We start from the raw sequence: 22,602 nt of genomic DNA on the forward strand, positions 1-22,602 counted from the left end.
AGAAAAATTCCTCTGTGTCTTCTCTGTGTACCTCTGTGTTATTGAATCGATTTATTACACAGAGAACCACAGAGTTTTAACACAGAGTGCCACAGAGAAATCTGTTATAACCCCTTTATACTACTTGCGAAACTTAAATTAAATTATATTCGAATGAAAAAAATATTTGTTCTGTTTTTGATTTTAACTGGAATCACAGCCTGCAGCCTTCATAAACTCGATACGCAGCAATTGACCCTTCCAAAACATCAAATAAGGAAAAATATATCCTTGAATGGACTTTGGAAACTTACAATAAATAAAACCGGAGAAAAGGCCCAGGTTCTTGTTCCTGGTTGTTATACCAATCAGTGGGAGGGAAAGTGGGGAAAGCCCTATTGGGATATATTTGATTATCCCCATGGCTGGGAAAACAAAGGAGCCCTTTATCAGAGGGAAGTGACTATTGCTGATTCAATGGCTGGGATGAATATCCGACTGCATGTAAACGGATGCCTGCAAAATTATACGGTTATATGGCCTGGGAAAACATTTAAAACCGTCCGCGATGGTTATAATTCCAGGAATTTTGACTTGGGTAACCACCTTAGTCCTGGTAATTTCCCATTGGGGGTGAAGATTGAAGACGAAGCCACCCATTTGAGCGGAGGTGAGAGTATGAAATCTTTAGGAATATGGGATGACATTTCTTTGCAGGCATTACCGGATGTTTTTGTTGAAGAAGACTTGATGATCAGAACATCATTTAAGGAAAAGACTTTCTCCTGTGAAGTTCCCCTTAGAAATATGAGTAATTCGTCCAAAACGGTTTTTGTCAAATATTTTATCACTGATGCTCAGGGAAAAATTGTTAAGACTTTTGACAGCGGTAAGCAAAACTTGTGTCCGGGTGGGATAAAGGAGCTTCATGCTGCTACTGCATGGGAAAATCCTCACCTTTGGTTTCCGTTCGATCCTTATCTTTATTATTTCAATGTGGTTGTTTATGATGTTCACGGAAAACCTGTGGATTGGAAGCGAGAGCGCTTTGGCTTCAGAGAAATAACCATTAATGGGCCTCATTTATATATCAATGGTCGTAATCTTTATCTTCGTGGTCATGGAGAACATTATCTTGGAGATATACAGGCTTCGCGTGAATATTTTGAAACGTGGTTTAAGGAGCTTAAGAAACTTGGTATCAATTATATGCGCCTGCATATATATCCTCGACATAAAATTCTTTACGAAGTAGCAGATGAAATGGGATTTCTGCTGGAGGCCGAACCTGCTTTTCATTTTCTTATTCCGGCAGACACTGCTTTTGCAAAGGAACACTTGCGAGATATGATGAAGTCCTTATATAATCATCCTTCGGTGATTGTATGGAGTGTTTCGAATGAATTGAGGTGGAGGGGGGGAGGTGAAAAACCCTGGCTTGTGGCTTATGCAAAATCTGTTGATCCTACAAGACCGGTTTTTTCTTCTGATTTTAGTGCATATTCTGTAGCTGGTGATGTTATCGGCCATCATTATAATATGGCAACAGTTTTTAAGGAATGGGAACAATTTGGCCCCAATAAGCCAATGATATGGGATGAACTGGGAGAGGTCTGGCAGCCTACCCGTCCTCTTGGCAATGGATCTGCTGGTTATGAAGTCAGCGCTCAGGATTATGCAACGGGAATTTATCGTGATGGTCATGACGAAATAAGGGAAGCTATGAATTTAATCCGTGAAGGCCAAACCTTTGATGGTGAGCTTCATAGAATAAATGCTTTTATTCCCTGGGATCTGGGCAATGTGTTTTTTAGATGGCAACCTTACAATCGTTATAAAGGCATAGTACCTACTTACTCAACACTTGACGGACCGGGCATCAAAGCAAAACAGATATTGCCTTGTTCTACACCCCTTAATATCTGGGATCCTACTTTACCTGTTTTTGAACCCAATCCTGGATTTTACCTTTTTAATGAAGATATAAAATGGGTACGTTTCCCTTATGACAGTATGAACTTTTCTTTTTTTGAAGGTCAGAAAGTAGTGGTCCATTCACCCTTAATGATTTATGATGATCTGCGTTATGTTGATGAGGTTCATTGTAAAGTTGAATCTACTGATGGCCACGTTCTTTCAGAAATTGTACAAAAAGAGAATATTACACCGGGCTCCTTGTTGAGAAATATTAACTGGAACTTTGATATCCCTGTTGTTTCAAAGGCCACTCAAATTAATATTGTCCGTGAATTTTACTATAAGGGATTGCCTGGTTATAGAGACGTTCGTGAGGGAACTATTTTTCCAAAACTTAATGCCCAATTGTTAAAAACTGATGATAAAGTAATCGGGGTTTTAGATTCAACCGGATTGCTGGAAAATGTTCTAAACCAGGCGACAATTCCTTTTAAAAAACTTTCAGGTAGAATAAAAAATGATGAAGTTTCTGTTCTGTTGGTAAATGGGAATAAACTCCCTCCTAATGCTGATGAATTGAATGCTGGGGGAATTTGCATAATTCAGTTTTGTGGGATGAACGATAAATTGCCTGAAGGATCTGCCAGGCTATTGGTCAATGGTCCGGATTTTACAGTGCTTAATAGTATCGGGCAAAAGGAACTTACTTATTGGAGAGGTGGAAATGAATATGGGGGAATGAAAAAGCCTCAGGGAAATGTGAATTTCCGCATGCTGATTGCCGGTGACCGCGATTCTAAAACTTCTGCATTGCATGAAATATACATCGGTAAAGGTTGCCGTTGGGTCACAAGCCTTAAAATTCCGGAAAGCATATCTTCTGAACCTGCGGCAGGATGGCTGTTACGTAACCTTATTCAGGCTGCCCTGTCCTATAAACCTCAGAGGCAAATCAACCGTGTCGGACTTTATGGCGACGAGGATTTTGCTTTATGGTTTAAACATGCCGGAGTGGATTTTAAAAAGCTGAATGACTTAAATGTTGGAATGAATGCTTCATTTGATGTTTTGCTGTTGGATGCCAGGAATAAGGCATTACAAGATAATCAAGCTGAAGTGCTGAATCAATTTGCCAACAATGGAGGGAAAGTATTGATATACAAAATTACACCTTCCACATTTCCGGGGATTCAGAAGATTTTAGGCAATCAGTTGGAATTGACTCATCCGTATCTTGACGAAAATACCAATTGCATAAAGGCAGCCCTGAGTTGGACTTTACGTTCAACACCTAAGAAGGGCGTTGAATATTACGACAACATCGTTATTCCTCAACCATTTGAATCTAATTATGATCCGTTCTTGGCCGGTTTATCCAATATTGATCTTAATTGGAACGGTAAACCAATGTTTGATGCCGGTGTGAAATTTAAGACTTTATCCGAAGTTGCACTGAACGACAGTTTTAGTATCCTGGTCAGTAACTGGCGTAATGATTGGAGTGTTCCTCCATTTGGAGGTGAGTACATCAATGAAGGCAAAGATATGAGGCAGTCTTTATGGTATCTCAACCGTGATCCTGTTATTGTCAAATTAAAACATGGAAAAGGAGAAGTGCTGATTTGCCAGCTCGATTTATTAAAAGGGGAAGAAAAAGGGCAATTGCTTACTCGCCATATCCTTACAAACTGGCACTGCTCCCTGGGCAGGTTAAATTATTTTCCTGATGATACAAGTTTATTCGATTTTTCAGAATCTAAAAATCAGAAAATAAGATTTGCCAAAGTCGAACAAGAACTTGCTAATTTAAAACCTGTTCCGAAATTACCTGATGTACTTTTTAATATGGGAAATGGCAGGGATGGCAAACAACGAAAAATCCTTCTTCTGTTTGATAATCGTATGATACCTCTGGCTCCGGAAATTCTGAATGGGTTGAAAGATTTTGGGCATATTTCATATTCAGGCATAAATGCTGATTCCCCTGAGGTACTGATTCGTAATTTTGAAAACGCAATTGGTGGTTCAAAATGGGATATGATTTATTTTAGCATTGGATACGATGGAATTAAAGATTTTTCAAATTCAGGACTTGCAAAATTTGACTCGGACATAAGACTGATTATAAGCAGGCTTAAAAAGACAAATGCAGGATTGATGTGGCAGTCTCAGCCTCCAGTTTCTGAATCTTATACTAAAGGTTTGAATAACGCTCAAATAGCTCAGTTAAATAACCGTGTTAAAGCGATCATGGAAGAAAACGCTGTACTGGTGAACGATACCTATGGATTTATGATGCAAAAGACTCCAGAATATTTAAAACAGGACAGGAATGAACTCATCCTGATCAATTCGGATTTTTTTGCCAAATTTTCTCCTAAGTTGATTAATTCCATAATTGAAGCTCTTAAGTTTTTAGGAAATTAATGCGAATGATTTGATGTATAAAGGATTATATGGTAAATAAAACCACAATAAAATTCGTATTGGCGCAGGTTTAATTATGATTAAAAAGGTAATCCATTTTTTTCATCGTAGCCTTTTATTGATTGAACAGGCACTGAAAATTTTAGTTTAAAATTAACTTTTAAACATGAATTTTTTGCAAGGTTAATCTTAGACCTTTATTTAGTAATATATTAAAAGACAACATGATACATGCGCTTTGGGACTTGAATTGGCATTTGAGACGGTTAAGTACATTGTTTATATGTAGATTTTCGATTACAGTATTTTCTAAATGTTAATGAAAATGAAATCATTTATATTATTGGTTCTTATTTCAATAATTTTACTCGGGTTTGTTCCTGATAAAAAGAATGCTGATTCTGAAACTATGCGTTCACCAGAAAACCAGGTTTTCCAATTTATGCAGACTGATACCTGTAGAGATTGGGCTGATGGTTCTCAAACCCAAGCTACAGCTTATCTCTGGATTCCTGAAAATTGTCAAAAACTTAGAGGTTTGCTTATTATGTGCACCAATGTGCCTGAACATATGCTGGTTGGACATCCGGCTATTCGTAAGGCATGCAGTAACAATAATCTGGGTATCATCTGGTGTACCCCTTCATTTATGAATTTTAGAAAAAGCACGGCCAGTGATGGCAGAACAATAAACATGGCTCTTGAATATAAGACAATTACGGCATTTTTACAAAAGCTTCTTAATGGACTGGCTAAAACATCCGGTTATTCTGAAGTGGCGACAGTACCATGGCTTCCTATGGGCGAATCTGGCCATCTTCTCATGGTTGATGCTTTGGTGGAAAATAATCCAGAAAGGTGTATCGCAGGAATCTGGATTAAAAACAATCATTTCCCGCCTAAGAACCGGATTACCCCGGCACTTGTTGTCTTTGGTAGTGCCCAGGAGTGGGGGCAGGATAAAACGGATATCTCATCTCAGTGGAACAATGTAGGAGATGCATACAACTATGTCCTCAATGAAAGGGGAAAAAATCCCACCTGGCCTCTATCCTATGTGATAGATGGTAACAGCGGCCATTTTGATTGTTCGGAAAGACTGGTGAATTATTTTGCCCGCTATATTGACTTGGTTTCAAAGGCAAGGCTATCCCATGGGGATACTCTGAATCGAGTGGATCTTCGTAAAGGTTTTGTGGTTGATTTGCCCGTACCCGGTCATGAAAATCATAGGGTGAAAGCGTATTCAGGAATTTCTTCAACTGAATGTTCCGTTCCTTGGTATTTTAGTAAAGACCAGGCAAAAGAAGCTCAGTCCATTGCCTCCATAAACTGGAATGCTGAAACCCAGCTTCCTGCGTTCTTAACCGACAGTGGTAAAGTTGCTCCTTTTTCATTCAATGGAATTTCAAAGGTTACTCCAATTCATTTTGAGGCTGATGGTATTACATTTACGGTAAAAGGGACTATGCTTGATAAGCTGCCGGATAATTTTTATAAGGCCGGTAAAAATCTTCCTCAGTCTGCCGGTCCTGTAGAAACAGAATGGGTTTGCGGTCAATTTAAACCTCTGGGAAACAGCCGTTTCCAGATTGCTCTTGACCGGAGTTGGAATTCTACAGCAAATTATTTAGGGATCAGGAAAAAAGGGAATAATAAGATTCGTGAGATATTCCAGCCATGTGGACTAACATTGCAAAAAAATAATGAAGGTAAGCCTCAGGTGATCATTTTTCAAAAAATTCCGGATGTACCGGCAGGAACCAGAACATTAAGATTGTCAGCACATTCTGATGCGGGTTTGCCTGTAAAGTTTTTTGTAGTCTCGGGTCCGGCCATCATTAAAAATGACCAGCTGATTTTTACCAAAATTCCACCCCGTACAATTTTTCCTGTAGCAGTTACTGTTGCGGCATGGCAATGGGGAAGAAATACAGAACCCAAAGTAAAAACAGCCAACCTTGTAAAACAAACGTTTTATATTTTCCCTTTTAAGTGATTTTGATCTTTATTCAGAAATCGTTCTGATTTTGCAACATCCGGGCATTATTTTGCAACGGGAGGATTATGCTTTATCCTCCTTTTGTCCATATTTTTACAAATGATTAAGTGGTACTGTTTACCCTCATTTTATGAGGTTTTACGGGCAGAAACAGAATAATTCAAAGATCTGACTGAAACTAATGTTGAGAAATGGGTGATATTCAAACTTATTCTTTGTTATGAGTAAATTCAAAATAAAAAAAGAACCGGGCAATATCGTCTACGGAATTGTTTTGTATGGGTGTCTTTTATTTACAGTTTATGTTTTTTCCACTGATAAAGCGAAGGCACAGGATGAAATTTGGGCTGCGAGGGAATATCCTAAATCTACTATTGATTCAGTACATTTTACAGGTGCAGGTATCTCAGGACCCGGTAAAGCTATTTGTGAAAACGGTTTTGGAGGTATTGCAGTAGGTGTAGTGGTTTCTCAGGAAAATAAATCAAGACTGGCTTCTGGTTCGGTAATAACCAGTGGATTGATCCCAAACATCAAACCACTTTGGGATGTACATATGCGTGATGCGGTTATTTGCAAAGGGGGGGACGGATATTATTATCTTACCGGTTCTACCGGTTTTAATATTTGGAATTATAATGACGGGATTGAAATTTATTGTTCGAAAGACCTTAGAAAATGGAATTACCTTGGGTTGGTATGGAGTATAGAAAAAGATGGAGGCTGGGAAAAACAATGGCGTGAACTTCACGGCAAACCTGTTCGTTCCATTTGGGCTCCGGAGATCCATTATATCCATCATAATTACTATATCTGTTTCAGCATGCCACCAGGGGGGATTGCAATTCTTAAAAGTATAACCGGCAAACCTGAGGGGCCCTATGTACATGCAACAGATCCCGGCAAACCCTTATTGGGTGGTATTGGACCAATTCCTGCATCATTCCTGATTGACCCGTCGTTATTTGAAGACGAAGACGGAAAGGTATATTTTGTCCAGGGTCCTGGTGATCAAATTACCCGTATGAAAGACGATCTGAGCGACTTTGCAGAACCGCTTCATCATATTACCCTCTCTGATCCTGATACAGCACTTTGTCACCATTCCAAAGCTTGTTCATCTAAGGGTTACAGGGATTTGGGCTTCGAAGGAGCTACTTTGTTTAAACATAATGGGAAATATTATCTGGGTTCGACAGATAAATATGAAGGACGCTATTCAATAATGCTTGTTATGTCTGATGATATTTACGGTCCCTATACAGGTCGTTATGAATCAGTTCCCTGCAATGGCGGCACAGGCTTTTTTGAAGCTGAGAATGGCGACTGGTTTACCTGCTTTTTCGGAGATGACAGTCAGGCTCCCTGGCGCGAAAAGCCGGGAATTATAAAAATCGATTTCGATAAAGAGGGAAAAGTATTCATTGCCAAGAATCAGCCCGATTTTATTTTGGCGCCCTCAAAACAGAAAAAGTAACTATCCTAACTAAATTATTAATTGGTTCAGAAAATGACATTCAAAAAATTTATTTTACTGCCGTTTTTTATTTGTTGGTCGATTCTTTCTTTTGCAGGAAACGGAAGTGGTCAAAAATATTCCTTGGCTAATAATCTTTGGAAATCATTATCAACTTATAATGTGGAATGGGATTCCCTTGGACGAAATTCCTCGTATTCCATGCCATTGGGTAACGGTGATATTGCCCTCAATGTGTGGACCGAACGAAACGGAGATATACTATTCTATATTAGTAAGTCTGATGCATGGAACGAAGTTGATAACCTTGTGAAAATAGGTCGCGTGCGGGTTTCGCTTTTTCCCAATCCTTTTGCTTCCGGTGCTTCAGTCAAACAAATTTTATATCTTAGAAATTCTGAAATTCAAATTGCCGGCCTATCTAATAAATCGAATACTTCACTTAAAATCTGGGTTGATGCCAACTTGCCGGTGGTGAGAATTAAGGTCGGTTCTTCACAGAAAATGACCGCCACAATCGCATTTGACCCTTGGCGCACAGCTCCTGAAAATACCCCGGGAGGTTTGATCAGCGCAGATAAAGTTGTTACTTACAAAAATGTTCAGCTGATTTCCTATCATCGCAATGAATCAGCAAAAAATCCTCATTTGTTGAATTTGACTTTTGGCGCCTCCATTGAAGGTAAGGGAATGGCAATAGAGAATGGGAATAAACTTCATTCAGTTTTATCGGCCAATGATATTGATTTTTCTGTTCATGTGCTGACCGCAACAACAAATACTGTTGACGGTTGGCTTTCAAAGATGGAAAAGCAGATTAAAGCGACCGACATGATTAACCCGGTAAAAGCCCGGCTAAATCATGAACGGTGGTGGCAGCAGTTCTGGAACCGTAGTTGGATTTTTGTAGGAGGTGATTCAGATGCTATAACCGTAACCCGTGGGTATGTTTTGCAACGCTTTATCACTGCCTGTGCGGGACGCGGAGTTTATGCCATAAAATTCAATGGTTCTTTATTTACTGTTGATAATCCCTCAGAAAAGCTGGGTAAAGATAAAACTACGGGTAAGGATAATATTGGCCCTGTAAATGCAGATTTTCGAGCTTGGGGTGGCCAGTATTGGTTTCAAAACACGAGGCCTATTTATTGGCCCTGCCTGGCTGCCGGCGATTTCGACATTATGAAACCTCTGTTCTGCATGTTTAGCAACATGCTTCCTGAAAACTTAAAACAAGTCCATATATTTTATAACCATGAGGGAGCCTACTTTGCAGAAACTGCTCCTTTTTGGGGTGGAATACCTGACATAAAACCCGAAAGCAAAGGTGGTTATACATTCCGCTATTTTACTCCTATACTGGAATTAAGCGCCATGATGCTGGATTATTATGACTATACCGGTGATAAACAGTTTTTACGAAACACCCTTATTCCGATAGCATCAGCTGGCCTCACATTTTTTGACCAACATTTTCCCCGCGACAGTCAGGGTAAATTACTTCTTTCTCCGGATAACTCAATTGAGATGTATTGGGATGTAACCAATCCTTTGCCGGATATTGCTGGACTTCATTATGTTATAAACAGGTTGTTGTACCTGCCATCCGGTATGGTTGAGGCGAACTTGCGCAACAAATGGCTGAACTTTTTGAAGATAGTTCCAGACATACCTATGGGATTGAAAAATGGCAAAAAGGTTATTCTACCTTATGCATGTCCGGACAGCGTGAAGTTTCATAATACTGAGAATCCAGAACTATATGCTATTTATCCCTTCAGAATTTATGGCTTGGAAAAACCTGATTATCAGCTTGCGCTTGAGACTTATAATGAGCGGCTTAATAAACGCAGCGGATGTTGGTATCAGGATGTCATTGATGCACCTTTGCTTGGGCTTGCTGATCAGGCTAAAAATGATGTTATATACAATTTTACGAGGTTTGACCGGCTATTGCGCTTCCCTGCTTTTTGGGATCGCAGCCACGATTATATGCCCGACGAAGATAATGGGGGTAACGGCCAGCAAGGCCTTCAAAAAATGCTGATGCAGTGCGATGGACACCGTATTCTATTGTTGCCTGCATGGCCCAAAGAATGGTCATCTGATTTCAAACTTTGTGCTCCATTCAACACTATAGTTGAAGCTTCGGTTAGGTTTGGGAAAATCACCAGTATGAAAGTTACGCCAGCAAGTCGTGAAAAGGATGTGGTGATTTGTTCGGGATCCTTAAAACATTAAGTAATGAGTTGTTAATATGTATATAAGTGAAATTTTTATTTAACTAGCCACATTAATAAATATCGAATGATGAATCCATTGAAGTTAAATATCCTTATGCTGGTTTTGTCTTTCTGGTTTAGTCTTGCCCACTCTCAAAATTATTACGTAAGCCCATCAGGCAATGACCATAATCCGGGAACTCTCCAAAAACCTTTTGCGACAATCACTAAAGCACGTGATACGGTAAGAAAATTGAAAAAAAATAAAAGCATTCCCAATGGTGGCATTACTATATTTATCAGGGGTGGGAATTATCAGTTTACTTCTTCTTTTGAATTGACGGCAGAGGATGCTGGCGAAAAAAATAAACCCATACGTTATCAGTCTTACAAAAATGAGAAACCTTCTTTTATAGGAGGGTTACTGGTTGATTCGAAAAAATGGGTTCCAATTAACAGCGTGGCTAGGAAAAGGCTACATCCGGGTATAGATGCAAGTAAAATATATGAGTTGGATGTATCGGTTATGGGATTAAAAAATGTTGCCCGCTTTGCTCCGGCCAATCAATTTACAACCGATTGGTACATAATTGATTTGTATGCAGACCAAAAGCGTCAGCCTGTTTCACAATGGCCTGATCCGGGTGAAAATATCCGGGGAAAAAATGATCCCGGGTGGACCACCTGCAATGGTTCCAAAAACAATTGTTCATTTTATTATGGATGGGGAGGACATCCGGAAGATAGGGATACTACGGACGAAGTTGATGCTGACGGTACCAACCGGGCACGCCGTTGGCAAAATTCCATCAATGAAGGTCACGAATTATGGCTTAAAGGATTATGGAGAACGCCCTGGGCACCTATTACCACGAAAGTGAAAGCTATTCACTTGGAAGACCAGTCCATTGAATTTTGCGAGCAACCCCCGCAGGGCATGGGCTCAAAATATTCTCCTGTGGCCAATAATAATCCATTGTGGCGAGTTGGCAGTGGAAAAGAAAATTGGCTGGCTATCAATTTTCTCGATGAAATTAACCAGCCCGGAGAATGGGCTCTTGATTTCAAGGATGGAAAATTATATTACTATCCTCCTAAACCAATAGGGCAGCTTAATATGATGATCGCTGACATGGTGATGCCCGTTATTAGGATGCAAAGTACAAAATATGTGCAATTAAACGGAATTTCAATTGAAGGTGGCTTGGGCAACGGCATTGAAATGGATGATTGCAGTAATATTCTTATCGCAGATTGTTCCATACGGAATGTGGGAAGCACGGGAATATGCATGAATGGAGGGGAAAATAATATAATTCAGTCTAATGATATTTATGAAACCGGAGGATGGGGCATGGAACTTAAAAATCTAGGGAACAGGTTTACGCTTGCCTCCAGTAATGTGACTATTATCAATAATTATATTCATCATGTTGGGAATCTGGCATTTAAAGAGGCTGTTGCCCTTGAAAATTGTGTAGGCGTTTTAATTTCCCATAATTTACTTCATGACATTCCAAAAGGAGCTATCCGTACTGATAATGTCAACAACTGCGTGTTTGAATACAATGAAATTCACAATATTGCCTTAAAGGAAGGGGATACTGGCGTTTTTTACAATTATGGGGGTTGGAGTACTTATGGAAATATTTTTAAGTATAATTTTTCACACCACACCAACAGGGCAAATGGTTTTTATAGCGACGATGGGACTAGTGGAGATGTTTACTTCAAAAACATTGTACAAGGGGCAATCAGTGCTGTCAAATTTGGAGGTGGACATGATAATCTTGCAGAAAACAACCTTTTTATTGAAAGTCATGATCAAACCGTAGACGACAGAGGCATAAACCGTAACTACCGGCTAGGGACAAATTACGAAACCAATCTTACCAAGTTTAAGATAAATGCTGAACCTTGGAAATCCTATGGTGTAAAATTGAAATCTAGTTTTAACCTAACAACTAATTTATGGTCAGATGTTTTGAATCCTTCCTGGCATCCGGAATATCCAAATGGTTGCCGCATGAATAACAATGTTGCTGTGGCTTGCGGTCCTTTTGTTAAAAAACTAGGAAATGTCGAAATCAGTGGAAATAATACTATTCAGAAACTGGCCGATGCTGCCTTCTATGATTACCCGAAAATGGATCTGAGAACTGATAACAAACTAATTCTTGAAAAATTTCCTGACCTGAATGAAGTGTTTCCCAAAATCGGTCTACAAAAGGATCAATACAGAAAAACCATACCCTCTCGTGAGGAAACCGGAGGATTAGAAAACCGTACAAAAACTGATGCTTTGGATACTGAAGATAAAATGATTGATCAGGTAAGTTCTGTAACTAATCATAGAAAATCAAAATGATTGTCGGATTAATGATTTATCCATTTACAACATTTTCACTTATGGAAGATGAATATAAGAAGTTATTTCGTACATGAATTACTGTTTTAAATGTATTTAAACATGGGAAATTATATTTGCACCAATAGATGTAAGCAATTGAAAATTAAATATATAATATACTTTGTGCGGCTGATCTTGCTGATTATTTTGTCTGATTTTGAAACTGGGCCTATTTCTGCTCAGGTTAAGGATAATGTAAGTGTTTGGTTGATGAGGAATAACTTTAAAATATATGGCCGGATTAACCAGTATGACAATCAGCGCTATAATCTTTTGACCAATCAGGTGAAATTTCCCCTGGAAGAAAGTAGCTGCAAGGTTTCTTTTCTTGGTTCAGTATGGAATATTACATCAAAGGCTTCGTCTATTCAAGAAAAGCCTGATGCCCTTGATTTTGAAATCACCTTTGAATGTTTGAAGGGTCAGTTGGATCAGGGCAGCCTTTCCGTAGATTTGGATTTTTCAAACTGGAGCGAGAAGAATTATGTGCTTTTACCGGCAGCTGCTTATAACGGAAACCGTTTTCAATGGCGCCGGATCCCTTATTCACCCAAATTGTGTGATGCACGGGATATTGGCGTTGACCAACCCATCATTATTTCGGATGTTTCCAAACTTAGCGAATCGGGCGGTTTTTCAAGGATACAGGAACGTAGTGGCAGTATGTCTGCTCCTTCCATTGGTTTTCAAAGCGATACTACACAAAGAGGCTTTTGGCTGCTAACAGAACAAGGAAACAGTTTGGGTGATTATGGTTTAAGCATCGAAGAAACACGCAAGCGTGACAAAGCTGTTATTTCAATTACTTCACCGATAGTACGGGAGCAATATTGTTACATGATATGCGATGCACACTATCCCTCATGGGATAAACCCAAGGATTTCAAGACCGGAGATAAAGTAATCATCAGATTCAGAGTATATGGATTTAATGCTCCGGAAATACAATCTTTGTTCGACAAATTTGCAATGGTTCGCAAAGATTTTTCTAAAGGTGAATTGTTGAACAATACTCTTCCTTATTCTGCCTGCATGCAATTATTGGAGGAAAAGTTTAATAAACAAAATTTTGTTCCTAAATATGGATATTATTCGGTAGGCATGCGTGAAAATTTTCTGCAGGACTGGCAAATAGGTTGGACTGGAGGAATGATCAGTACTTATCCTTTGCTGTTTGCAGGGAGTGCGCAGACAAGGCAGAATGTTCTCCGTAATTTCGACTGGTTGTTTCCTAATGGCATTAGTCCTTCGGGTTTTTTCTGGGATTCTGGAAAAGACGGCACTATCTGGTATGGTGGCGATATTCGCAAACCTTATTCAAAAAATTGGCACTTAATACGCAAAAGCGGTGATGCTGTTTTTTATATCATTAAACAATTTATGTTGATGGAAAAAATAGGCATTCCTGTGAAAAAGGAATGGAAAGACGGACTGAAACGTGTTTGCGATTCATTTGTGAAATTATGGAATTTAAACCACCAGTTTGGACAGTTTGTGGATTCCAATACAGGAAAGATAGCTGTAGGAGGATCTTCCTCTGCAGCTATTGTGCCGGCAGCTCTATGTTTGGCGTCAAAATATTATAATGATGCTGATTATCTTGAGGTTGCGCAACAAGCTGCAGATTTTTTTTATAAAAACTTTGTGGCCAGGGGTATTACGTGCGGAGGCCCCGGTGATGCCCTACAGAACTGCGATTCAGAATCTTCAGCAGCTATGGTTGAATCATATATGACTTTATATGAAATGACAGGAAATGCAAAATGGCTGAAGATAGCGCAAAAAGCGGCACATCAGTTTGCTTCGTGGGTAGTTTCCTATAATTATAAATTTCCCGGAAATTCTTTATTTGGTCGATGCGGCATTCATTCTACAGGTGCAGTTTTTGCCAATACGCAAAATAAACATGCTGCTCCGGCTATGTGCACCCTGTCGGGTGTGGGATTGTTGAAAATTTTCCGTGCTACAGGAGATACGTTTTATATTGACCTTTTACGCGATATTGCCCACAATATGCCTCAATATCTGCCACATCCGGATAGGCCGCTTGGTGATTTCAAATATGGTTATATGAGTGAAAGGGTCAATTTAACAGACTGGGAAAGTGTGGAAAATATCGGTGAAATCTTTCCGATGAGTACATGGGCAGAAACATCCTTAATGCTTACTACTACGGAGCTTCCCGGGATATATGTTCAACCAGATAAAGCATTGGTTGTGGCATTCGACAATATTCAGTACAAAATTTTGAAAAATACAAAAAACAAATTGGTTATTGCTTTAACCAATTCAACGCCGGTAGATGCAATGGTTAAGATCTTTCATGAATTAAGTACTTCGACTAGTAAGAAGCTCGGGGAAAATAGTTTTTATGGGCTTCCTGAACTTGCATTGAAATCTGGAAAATCTAAAACGATAACATTTGATAAAACAAAATGATAAAATGAAGAATATATTAATAATTGCAGCATTGCTGGCGACCAGAATATGCTGTGCTTCAAATTTATATGTCAGTACGAAAGGAAGGGATACCAATCCGGGTACAAAAGATAAACCTTTCGCAACATTATCTGCAGCACGTGATGCCGTACGTAAACTTGGCGCAGCCAAAGGTTCTGTAACTATTTGGGTCCGTGAGGGTACATATTATTTAACGGAACCCTTTGAACTGGATAGCCAGGATTCGGGGACAAATGATGCACCGGTGGTTTACCGGGCTTATCCTGACGAAAGAGTGATTTTATGCGGTTCTAAAGTATTTGGTGAAAAAGATTTTAAAAAGATTACGGATAAAGCTACTTTGTCCAGAATTGCTCCTCAATTGAGAAACAAGATTGTTTCCCTTGATTTAAGCAAGACTAATCTTGTTCACTACCAGAAATATGCTGATAATTTCACGGATAATGGGGGTCTCTTTGAACTATTTATGAATGGCAGGCGTATGCCCCTTTCCCGTTACCCCAATGATGGTTTTATGACGATAAAGAAGGTGCTTATCAATGGAGGCGGGCAGGAAGATAAAGGACAGGACTGGCGTGCCTATTATTCCTCTGATAGCCCTAAAAATGATCGTCCTGCACGACCTGGAGTTTTTGAGTACAGGGACAAGCGCACTGCCGTTTGGATTAATCAGGTTGACCGCGGCGTATGGCTGAAAGGTTATTGGCGCATTCCCTGGCAAAATGAGGCTGTCAGAATAGGAAAGATTGATACTGTAGCTGGAACTATTAAATTTGCCGTCCCCGTTTCCGGCGGGATTGGGAATAAGTACCAACGCCCCGAGGGAAACGGAAAGGAGCCTTACTGGCTTTTTAACCTTCTTGAAGAAATTGATGTTCCTGGCGAATGGGCGGTGGACTTTAAAGATAAAAAACTTTATTTCTATCCTCTTCAACCTTTGGCCGGAAGGGTTGTACATATTGCTGATTCCGGTTCTCCGGTTGTAAAATTGAATAATACATCCCATGTGATTCTTCGTGGTTTTATTATTGAAGAAAATATGGGCGAAGGAATTGAGATAGACGGAGGATCTAATAATATGGTGGCCGGTTGTACATTGCGTAATCTTACTAAAAATGCCGTAGTCCTGGCAGGTGGAAAAGAAAATATCGTGCAAAGTTGTGACATGTATTCTCTCGGAGCTGGAGGCGTATGGTTGAGCGGGGGTGACGAACATTCTAATCCACGTATTGGGGCTGGCCACAGAGTGGTTAATAATCATATTCATCATTTTGCAGAGATTGAAAGAGTTTATGCTGCTGGTATCAACTGCGGCTATACAGGGGGAGGTGGAGGAGGCCATCATACTGCAGTAGGCATGTATATCGCTCATAATTTGATACATGATACTCCTCACGTTGGCGTGCTTTATGGCAGCTGGGACTCAAGATTTGAATATAATGAGGTTTATGGCATGTGCCAGGTGTCCAATGATATGGGAGGTTTCTATTGCTATGACAAATTCGAAAGAATGGGGAATATCACTTTCTGTTATAATTATGTCCACAGCAGTCCTGAAGGTGACGGGCTGTACTGGGACAACGATCATCGGGATGTTAACGTTTATGGAAATATCCTTTACCTGAATAGTGCTCCCGATAAGCGGGGAACAGGCTTTCTGTATAAGTCGGGTTCGCAACTTAAAAATCCTCAGAGGATTAATTGCTATAACAATATTGCCATCAACTGCAATTATGGATTTCAGTTCGTTACCGCTTTGCCTTCCATAATTGAAAATAATGTAACGGTGAATTGCAAAGTACCTTATTCATGGCAAATTATTAAGGATGGGAAATGGGTAAATACCACCGATTCGATTGCTTCAGGTAAAAATATGATTTACAATTCTGATCCTGGTTTTGTAGATATGGCTCATCATGACTTCAGGTTAAAAGCTGATTCTCGCATATTTAAAGATCTACCCGGTTTTCAACCTATTCCCTTCGAGAAAATAGGGTTATATGTTGATGAATATAGAACTAAGCTGCCTACTGATGAGGGAATTGGAAGATATCAGATAAAAAATGCCAGGGCTACCGGTGGCACTGAAATACTTGATAGAAATTAATATTATAATTATTTATGAAACGGGTAGGTTTATCTAAAAACAGACATGAACATTACTTGGCTGGCTCCATTCTACCTGTAAAAATCAATTTCTCTAGGATGAAAAAATACTTATTTATACTGGCCTTTATAACCATCCCTTTATTGACTGCCTTTGCAAAGCGTACTGATATATCAAATACGGATGACCCGCTAACCGTGGCAAAGCTGATTGCTGACAGGTTAATCAGGGTTACCCCATTTAAATATAAACTTGTGGTGGCTCCCAATAATAAGATTTTTAATAATGTCCAGTTTGTAGATTTTGGCCGGACCTTTCAGCTTGGGAAACCAGCTGTAGCTTACGCCTATACCAGTTTAAATGTCCCTGAAGATATGCAAACGACTTTAGAGATTGAGCATAATGATGGCTGTAAGGTTTGGCTGAATAATCAATTGGTATATGTGCAAAGAGGGGACAGGAAAGTAAATCTTCATTTTGAGGAACGAAGCATTGAAATGAACAATCAATTTAAAGTTAATCTCAAAAAGGGTACTAACTATCTACTTGTTAAATCGGAAACAAATGGCGACGACTGGCGGGTTTATATTCAGCCTCCCAGTGCTAAGGGAGCCGTAATTAATGATAAGAATCTGGAAATTGGACTGGGAAATATTAAAAATGTTGATGCCAAAATCAGCCAAATCACCAACTGGCTTGTAATCGGTCCTTTTGCAAATCCGGTTTCACAAGGAAAGCGTGTTGGTTTAGACGAAGTTTATGCACCTGAGAAAGAAATTCGTTTCGGTTGCTTATATCAGGGATTGGCCTCAAAGGTGACATGGACTATCCCTAAAATTGAGATACTTGGCGATATGATAAATCCTTTTGCCTGGGGCACCAACTACGATTGGAATTACCATAATGGCGGGGTATGTTGGGCTATGGAACAACTGGCTGAAGTAACCGGTGAGAAAAAGTATAATGATTATGCCAGCCGGTTCTGTGATTTTCATATTGAAGGAATTCCTTTTGTAGAATATCAGTTGAAAACCCTAAATGCTTTTAATTGTGCCAACCATTTTATTATTGATACTCCCTTACTTGATTTTACAACTGCTCCAGCATTGCCCATGATTTATAAATTACGTAAAAATCAATCTTTTCCCAATCGAGATAAATATGCAATTTTTGTGGACAGTATCATAAAATATGCAAGATACAAGCAAATCAGGCTGCCTGGCAAGAGTAATTTTACCCGTACTACACCTGAAAAATATACCACATGGACAGACGATATGTTTATGGGTATACCTTTTTTGGTTCAGGCATCGCAATATATTAAGGATTCGGCCACAAGCAAGGCTTTACTGGATGATGCTGCCTCACAGATACTTGATTTTCATTCACAGGTCTGGGATCCGGATAAAAATCTCTATGTTCATGCCCGTTATTCTGGAAGTAATGTAAAACTTCCTTATTGGTCCCGTGCAAATGGCTGGGCTATATGGGCAATAACCGAAGTTTTAATGAATTTGCCTCATAATCATCCGGCTTATAATAAAATTCTTGGATATTACCGCAAACATGTGGCTTCATTGACCAAATTGCAGGATAAGAGTGGTTTTTGGTTTAATGTGCTTAATCGTCCTGATTCACAAAAAGAAATTTCCGGTACTGCTATTTTTACCATGGCTATTGCGCGGGGTATTAACAATGGTTGGATTGATGCCCGAAAATACAGGTCTGTTGCCGAAAGAGGATGGGAGGCCATAAAAACACAAATAGAACCCGATGGTACAGTTCATAAAATATGCGTGGGAACGATGTGTTCGGAAGATGTAAATTATTACATGAACCGTCCACTTTATGATAATGATACTCATGGATTATTTGCTGTTTTGTTCGCTGGAATTGAAATGGCAAAAATGGAAAAGATGGGAAAATAAATATAAAATTTGATAATAGAAGAAAATGAAAAATCTTGTTTTAATAATGTCTTTTTTCTTATTGCTGGCAACTTCAGCTGTTCCTTACGCTCAGGTTAAGCAGAAAGAAACAGTAAAATTGAACTATGTGAAGGCATTTGATAATATTAATCATCCTGAAATTTGCTATTGGTTTTTTTCAGAAAATATGATTAAAAACGACAGGTACATGAATGTACTTGATTCTTTGGCCCATCAAAGCCTTTATACATTTATATTTTTAACTGCCAGAAATGGTGTCGATTTTTATGATTACGACAGGATGCGTCCCATATTTAGGAAAATTGTGGAAAAGGCACACTCCTACGGAATAAAAATCGGACTTCAGCTTTGGGAAAACAGGAAAAAAGTTGAGATCGAAAATACCGACCGTTGTATTACTGAAGGAGAAGTTGCGCTGGATGAAAATGGCGAAGCTTCATTTGATGCAAGGGCAAAACATATTCGCAAGGCCACGCCTCTTATAAAAAGCGAACTCTTCAAGGTGTATGCTTTCAAGAAAACTTCCGAAGGATTTTATAAACCTGGATCTTTAAAAGATATCACCTCACAAACATCATCAGATTCTCCAGATAAAGGAAGTGTGAATATTAAAGTACATGCTGGTAAAGCGATGAAAGGCTATACGGCATACATCATGGCGCAGCATTTTTATAATTTCAGCAGCAATCATGGTAAGGACGCTTCGTTACGTTTTATTGAAGCCATCAATGCGTATGCTTCAATTCCTTTTGATGGGGTGGCACTGGATGAATACACCAACCTTCGTATCAGTCCGCCCTGGGAGATTAAGAATGAACTTTGGCGTGAGCGCTTATATTCTTTATCTATGGAAGAGGCCTTTAGAAAACAAACAGGCAACAGTCTTGAAAAGGCTTTGTTTGATATGCGCTATGCTCCTGAGGGACAGTCCTCTGTTAGAGCTAAAGCCATAAATCAATATATGGATTTGATGCGCCGTGGGCCTTTAAATGTAGAAAATGCCGTTTACCAACAGACAAAAAAAATTTTCGGGAAAAACGCTTTTGCAGGTGTCCACGATACTCATCATAATGCTCTGACTGGGGACGAGTTTTGGGTGACTGGCCTCAACTGGTGGACTGTTCCGAGAGAATATGGTCAGACTGATGAACATACGCCTTTGCCTACCCAGATGGGAATTGCTATGTCTCATCCTATGAATGCAATGTATAACATGTATTACAACAAAAGTTTAGATAATATTGTTGAAAAATCCATGGATGACCTGCGATATGGCATTAGAACCCATTATCATGCGGTAAATGATATACAGGGCTGGGGGGTAAGTGTAGAGAAAATGGATGCTCTTAAAAAAATCAATTCTGTTGAAAATTGTGCAAGAATGGAGAACCGCTTTAATCCTGCATTACCTGAAATTAAACTGCTGGTGATTTTTGGCATGGAAGCTCTTTCAAATTGGTACCCGGTTGATTCGAACCGGGGAACTTACGATTATAACGAAAAACTTGGAGTTGAAGAAAAGGCCATTGCTTTGTGGAATGCAGGATATCATAATGCTTTGGTGCCTTCCGATTTGATTGTAAATCAAAAAATAAGAATTGATGCTGATGGAAAGCCCATCATGAACGGTCATAAATTTGATGCGATAGTGTATCTCTATCCAGAATATTCCCGTGAACCAGTAATTAAATTTCTTGAAACTTATCTGGCAAAGGGTGGAAAGTTGATGATTGAAGGTAGGGCTAAATTGGATTTTAACGGGAATAATATTGAAAAACGCTATAATACTATTTTTAATAAGGCTACCGTGGGCGGTTTTTCAGTTGATAAGGTTGGTTTGTTAGGAATAACAAGAAATGAAATATCTGGCGGCTGTAAGAACGAAGATGGTTCTTATACTTTTACTGATCTGGAATCTGTTTTGACAGATAAAACCACCTCATTTCAAATAGATATTGAAGGTGATAAATATGAAGGTAAATATAAAGGTATTGCACTGATCATGGCCAATAAGGCTGAGGGCCTTACTAAATTCTCTTCCGCTGGCTTAAAAGAACTTCGTAAAAACGGTAAAATTATCCTGAGTTTTGAAAAACCAACCGGATTATTTATCACAAAACATAATTCCATTTTATCAATGACCATTGCAGATGGCGATAAAATTTGTAAACCCGTCATTAATGCTCTTTGATCATAATTTTATTTTTAAATTATTCAGAATCTTTTTAATGCTGCAAATCTTAAGGATTATTTTTTAAATGTTTCTAAGTATTTTATGAAAAGTTGTCCGTTTAAAATTTAATAAAACATACTTCGCTTCATTTCATTACGCTCAAGATGAAAATTATTTATATATTCTTGGAGGGGTTTGCGGCAATACCGCAAAACCCTCCAAACATAAATATTTACGAATTTGTTGCCATTCCCGATAAAAGCAAGGAATCTTTATATTTTCCCCGGAAACTAATATATTGAAATATCTGCTTTTAAATCTTTTGGAACATCCAAACACTTGTTTGCAACATCTCAATAAGGCGAAAAAACAACCATTAATTAATTTTGAGGATAAAATTTTATGGTCAGACTAAAATTAATAAAAGTAAATTCTAATTTCTAACCTAATAATTTAAATTATGAGAATTTTCTATTCTAATTTTAATGAACGTACGGCAGTTTGGTTGCGAAGGTACATATGGAAATACCTATTTTTTATGCCGTTTTTTCTTTTAATAACCCAATTGGGTTTTTCTCAACAGGGAAGCTTGGAAATTTCGGGCACAGTTACTGACACAAAAGGAGAACCAATCCCTGGGGTAAGCATTGCTGTCAAAAATTCCGGCAGAGGTACTATTGCTGATGAATCGGGTAAGTTTTCCCTTTCTGTTCCAAATGCTCATTCAGTTTTGGTTTTTTCTTCAATTGGTTATAAAACAATGGAAGATCTTGCCCTTAATGTAAAAGGGAAGGTTATCCATTTGTCTGAAGAACAGGCCAATAAATTAAATGAAGTTGTAGTAATCGGTTATGGAACCTCTAAGCGAAAAGATCTTACGGGATCGGTGGGAACGACCAATGTGGAATCTATGGTTAAGGCCCCTGTATCCTCTTTTGATCAGGCTTTTGCTGGCCGTGTTGCCGGTGTTGTTGTAACTTCAAATGACGGACAGCCTGGCGCTGCCTCACAAATTACCATCAGGGGTGGATCTGTTTCGCAGGATGCCTCTCCATTGTTTATTATTGATGGGTTTCCTGTGGAAAACATGGATATCAATTCTATCAATCCTAATGATATAGAATCTATGGACATCTTGAAAGATGCTTCTTCAATTGCCATTTATGGTGCCAGAGGTGCTAACGGAGTTATTATCATCAATACCAAAAGGGGTTCCATCGGCACTCCGACTGTAACTTATAATTTTTCATTGGGTTTTCAGCATGATGTGAACCGTGTAAAGGTCATGAATCCTTATGATTTTGTAAAACTTCAGCTTGATCTGGACAGCATCGCAAGTACACCGGCTAATCCTGTAACTAGATTCCATCAGGTTTATCTGGATCCGACAAATGGCATAACGCTCGATTCCTATAAAAACCAAAAAGGTTATGACTGGCAGGATCTTATTATGCGAACCGGATATACTCAAAGTCATTC

10 protein-coding genes are annotated in these 22,602 nt (G+C 39.0%); all 10 read left to right on the forward strand.

The genetic code is table 11. The features are described 5' to 3' along the window. Nucleotides 1–153 precede the first annotated feature (153 nt). The gene (locus Q8907_02300) at nucleotides 154–4,323 is read left to right on the forward strand and encodes a glycoside hydrolase family 2 TIM barrel-domain containing protein (GenBank protein MDP4273088.1); all 4,170 of its coding nucleotides are present in this window, start codon (nucleotides 154–156) and stop codon (nucleotides 4,321–4,323) included. A 325-nt stretch (nucleotides 4,324–4,648) separates the two neighbouring features. After that, nucleotides 4,649–6,322 (forward strand): hypothetical protein, encoded by a 1,674-nt coding sequence (locus Q8907_02305; protein ID MDP4273089.1) that lies wholly within the window; start codon nucleotides 4,649–4,651, stop codon nucleotides 6,320–6,322. 223 nt (nucleotides 6,323–6,545) lie between these two features. After that, the gene (locus Q8907_02310) at nucleotides 6,546–7,802 is read left to right on the forward strand and encodes a family 43 glycosylhydrolase (protein ID MDP4273090.1); all 1,257 of its coding nucleotides are present in this window, start codon (nucleotides 6,546–6,548) and stop codon (nucleotides 7,800–7,802) included. Nucleotides 7,803–7,835: 33 nt separating this feature from the next. Continuing rightward, a complete protein-coding gene (locus tag Q8907_02315; GenBank protein ID MDP4273091.1) occupies nucleotides 7,836–10,043 on the forward strand; it encodes a DUF5703 domain-containing protein in 2,208 nt (735 codons plus the stop codon). A 66-nt stretch (nucleotides 10,044–10,109) separates the two neighbouring features. Continuing rightward, entirely contained in the window at nucleotides 10,110–12,392 is a 2,283-nt protein-coding gene (locus Q8907_02320; GenBank protein MDP4273092.1) for a right-handed parallel beta-helix repeat-containing protein, read from the forward strand. Nucleotides 12,393–12,557: 165 nt separating this feature from the next. Beyond that, nucleotides 12,558–14,873, forward strand: a complete 2,316-nt coding sequence (locus Q8907_02325; protein MDP4273093.1) for a hypothetical protein — start codon at nucleotides 12,558–12,560, stop codon at nucleotides 14,871–14,873. Between the two features lie 4 nt (nucleotides 14,874–14,877). Further along, a complete protein-coding gene (locus Q8907_02330) occupies nucleotides 14,878–17,001 on the forward strand; it encodes a right-handed parallel beta-helix repeat-containing protein (GenBank protein ID MDP4273094.1) in 2,124 nt (707 codons plus the stop codon). A 98-nt stretch (nucleotides 17,002–17,099) separates the two neighbouring features. Beyond that, nucleotides 17,100–18,929, forward strand: a complete 1,830-nt coding sequence (locus tag Q8907_02335) for a glycoside hydrolase family 88 protein (protein ID MDP4273095.1) — start codon at nucleotides 17,100–17,102, stop codon at nucleotides 18,927–18,929. Between the two features lie 46 nt (nucleotides 18,930–18,975). After that, entirely contained in the window at nucleotides 18,976–21,141 is a 2,166-nt protein-coding gene (locus Q8907_02340; protein MDP4273096.1) for a hypothetical protein, read from the forward strand. Between the two features lie 520 nt (nucleotides 21,142–21,661). After that, nucleotides 21,662–22,602, forward strand: a 941-nt coding sequence (locus tag Q8907_02345) for a TonB-dependent receptor plug domain-containing protein (GenBank protein ID MDP4273097.1), incomplete at its 3' end; no start/stop codon positions are given.

The organism is Bacteroidota bacterium (genome assembly GCA_030706565.1).
In the GTDB taxonomy this organism is placed as follows: Bacteria; Bacteroidota; Bacteroidia; order Bacteroidales; family JAUZOH01; genus JAUZOH01.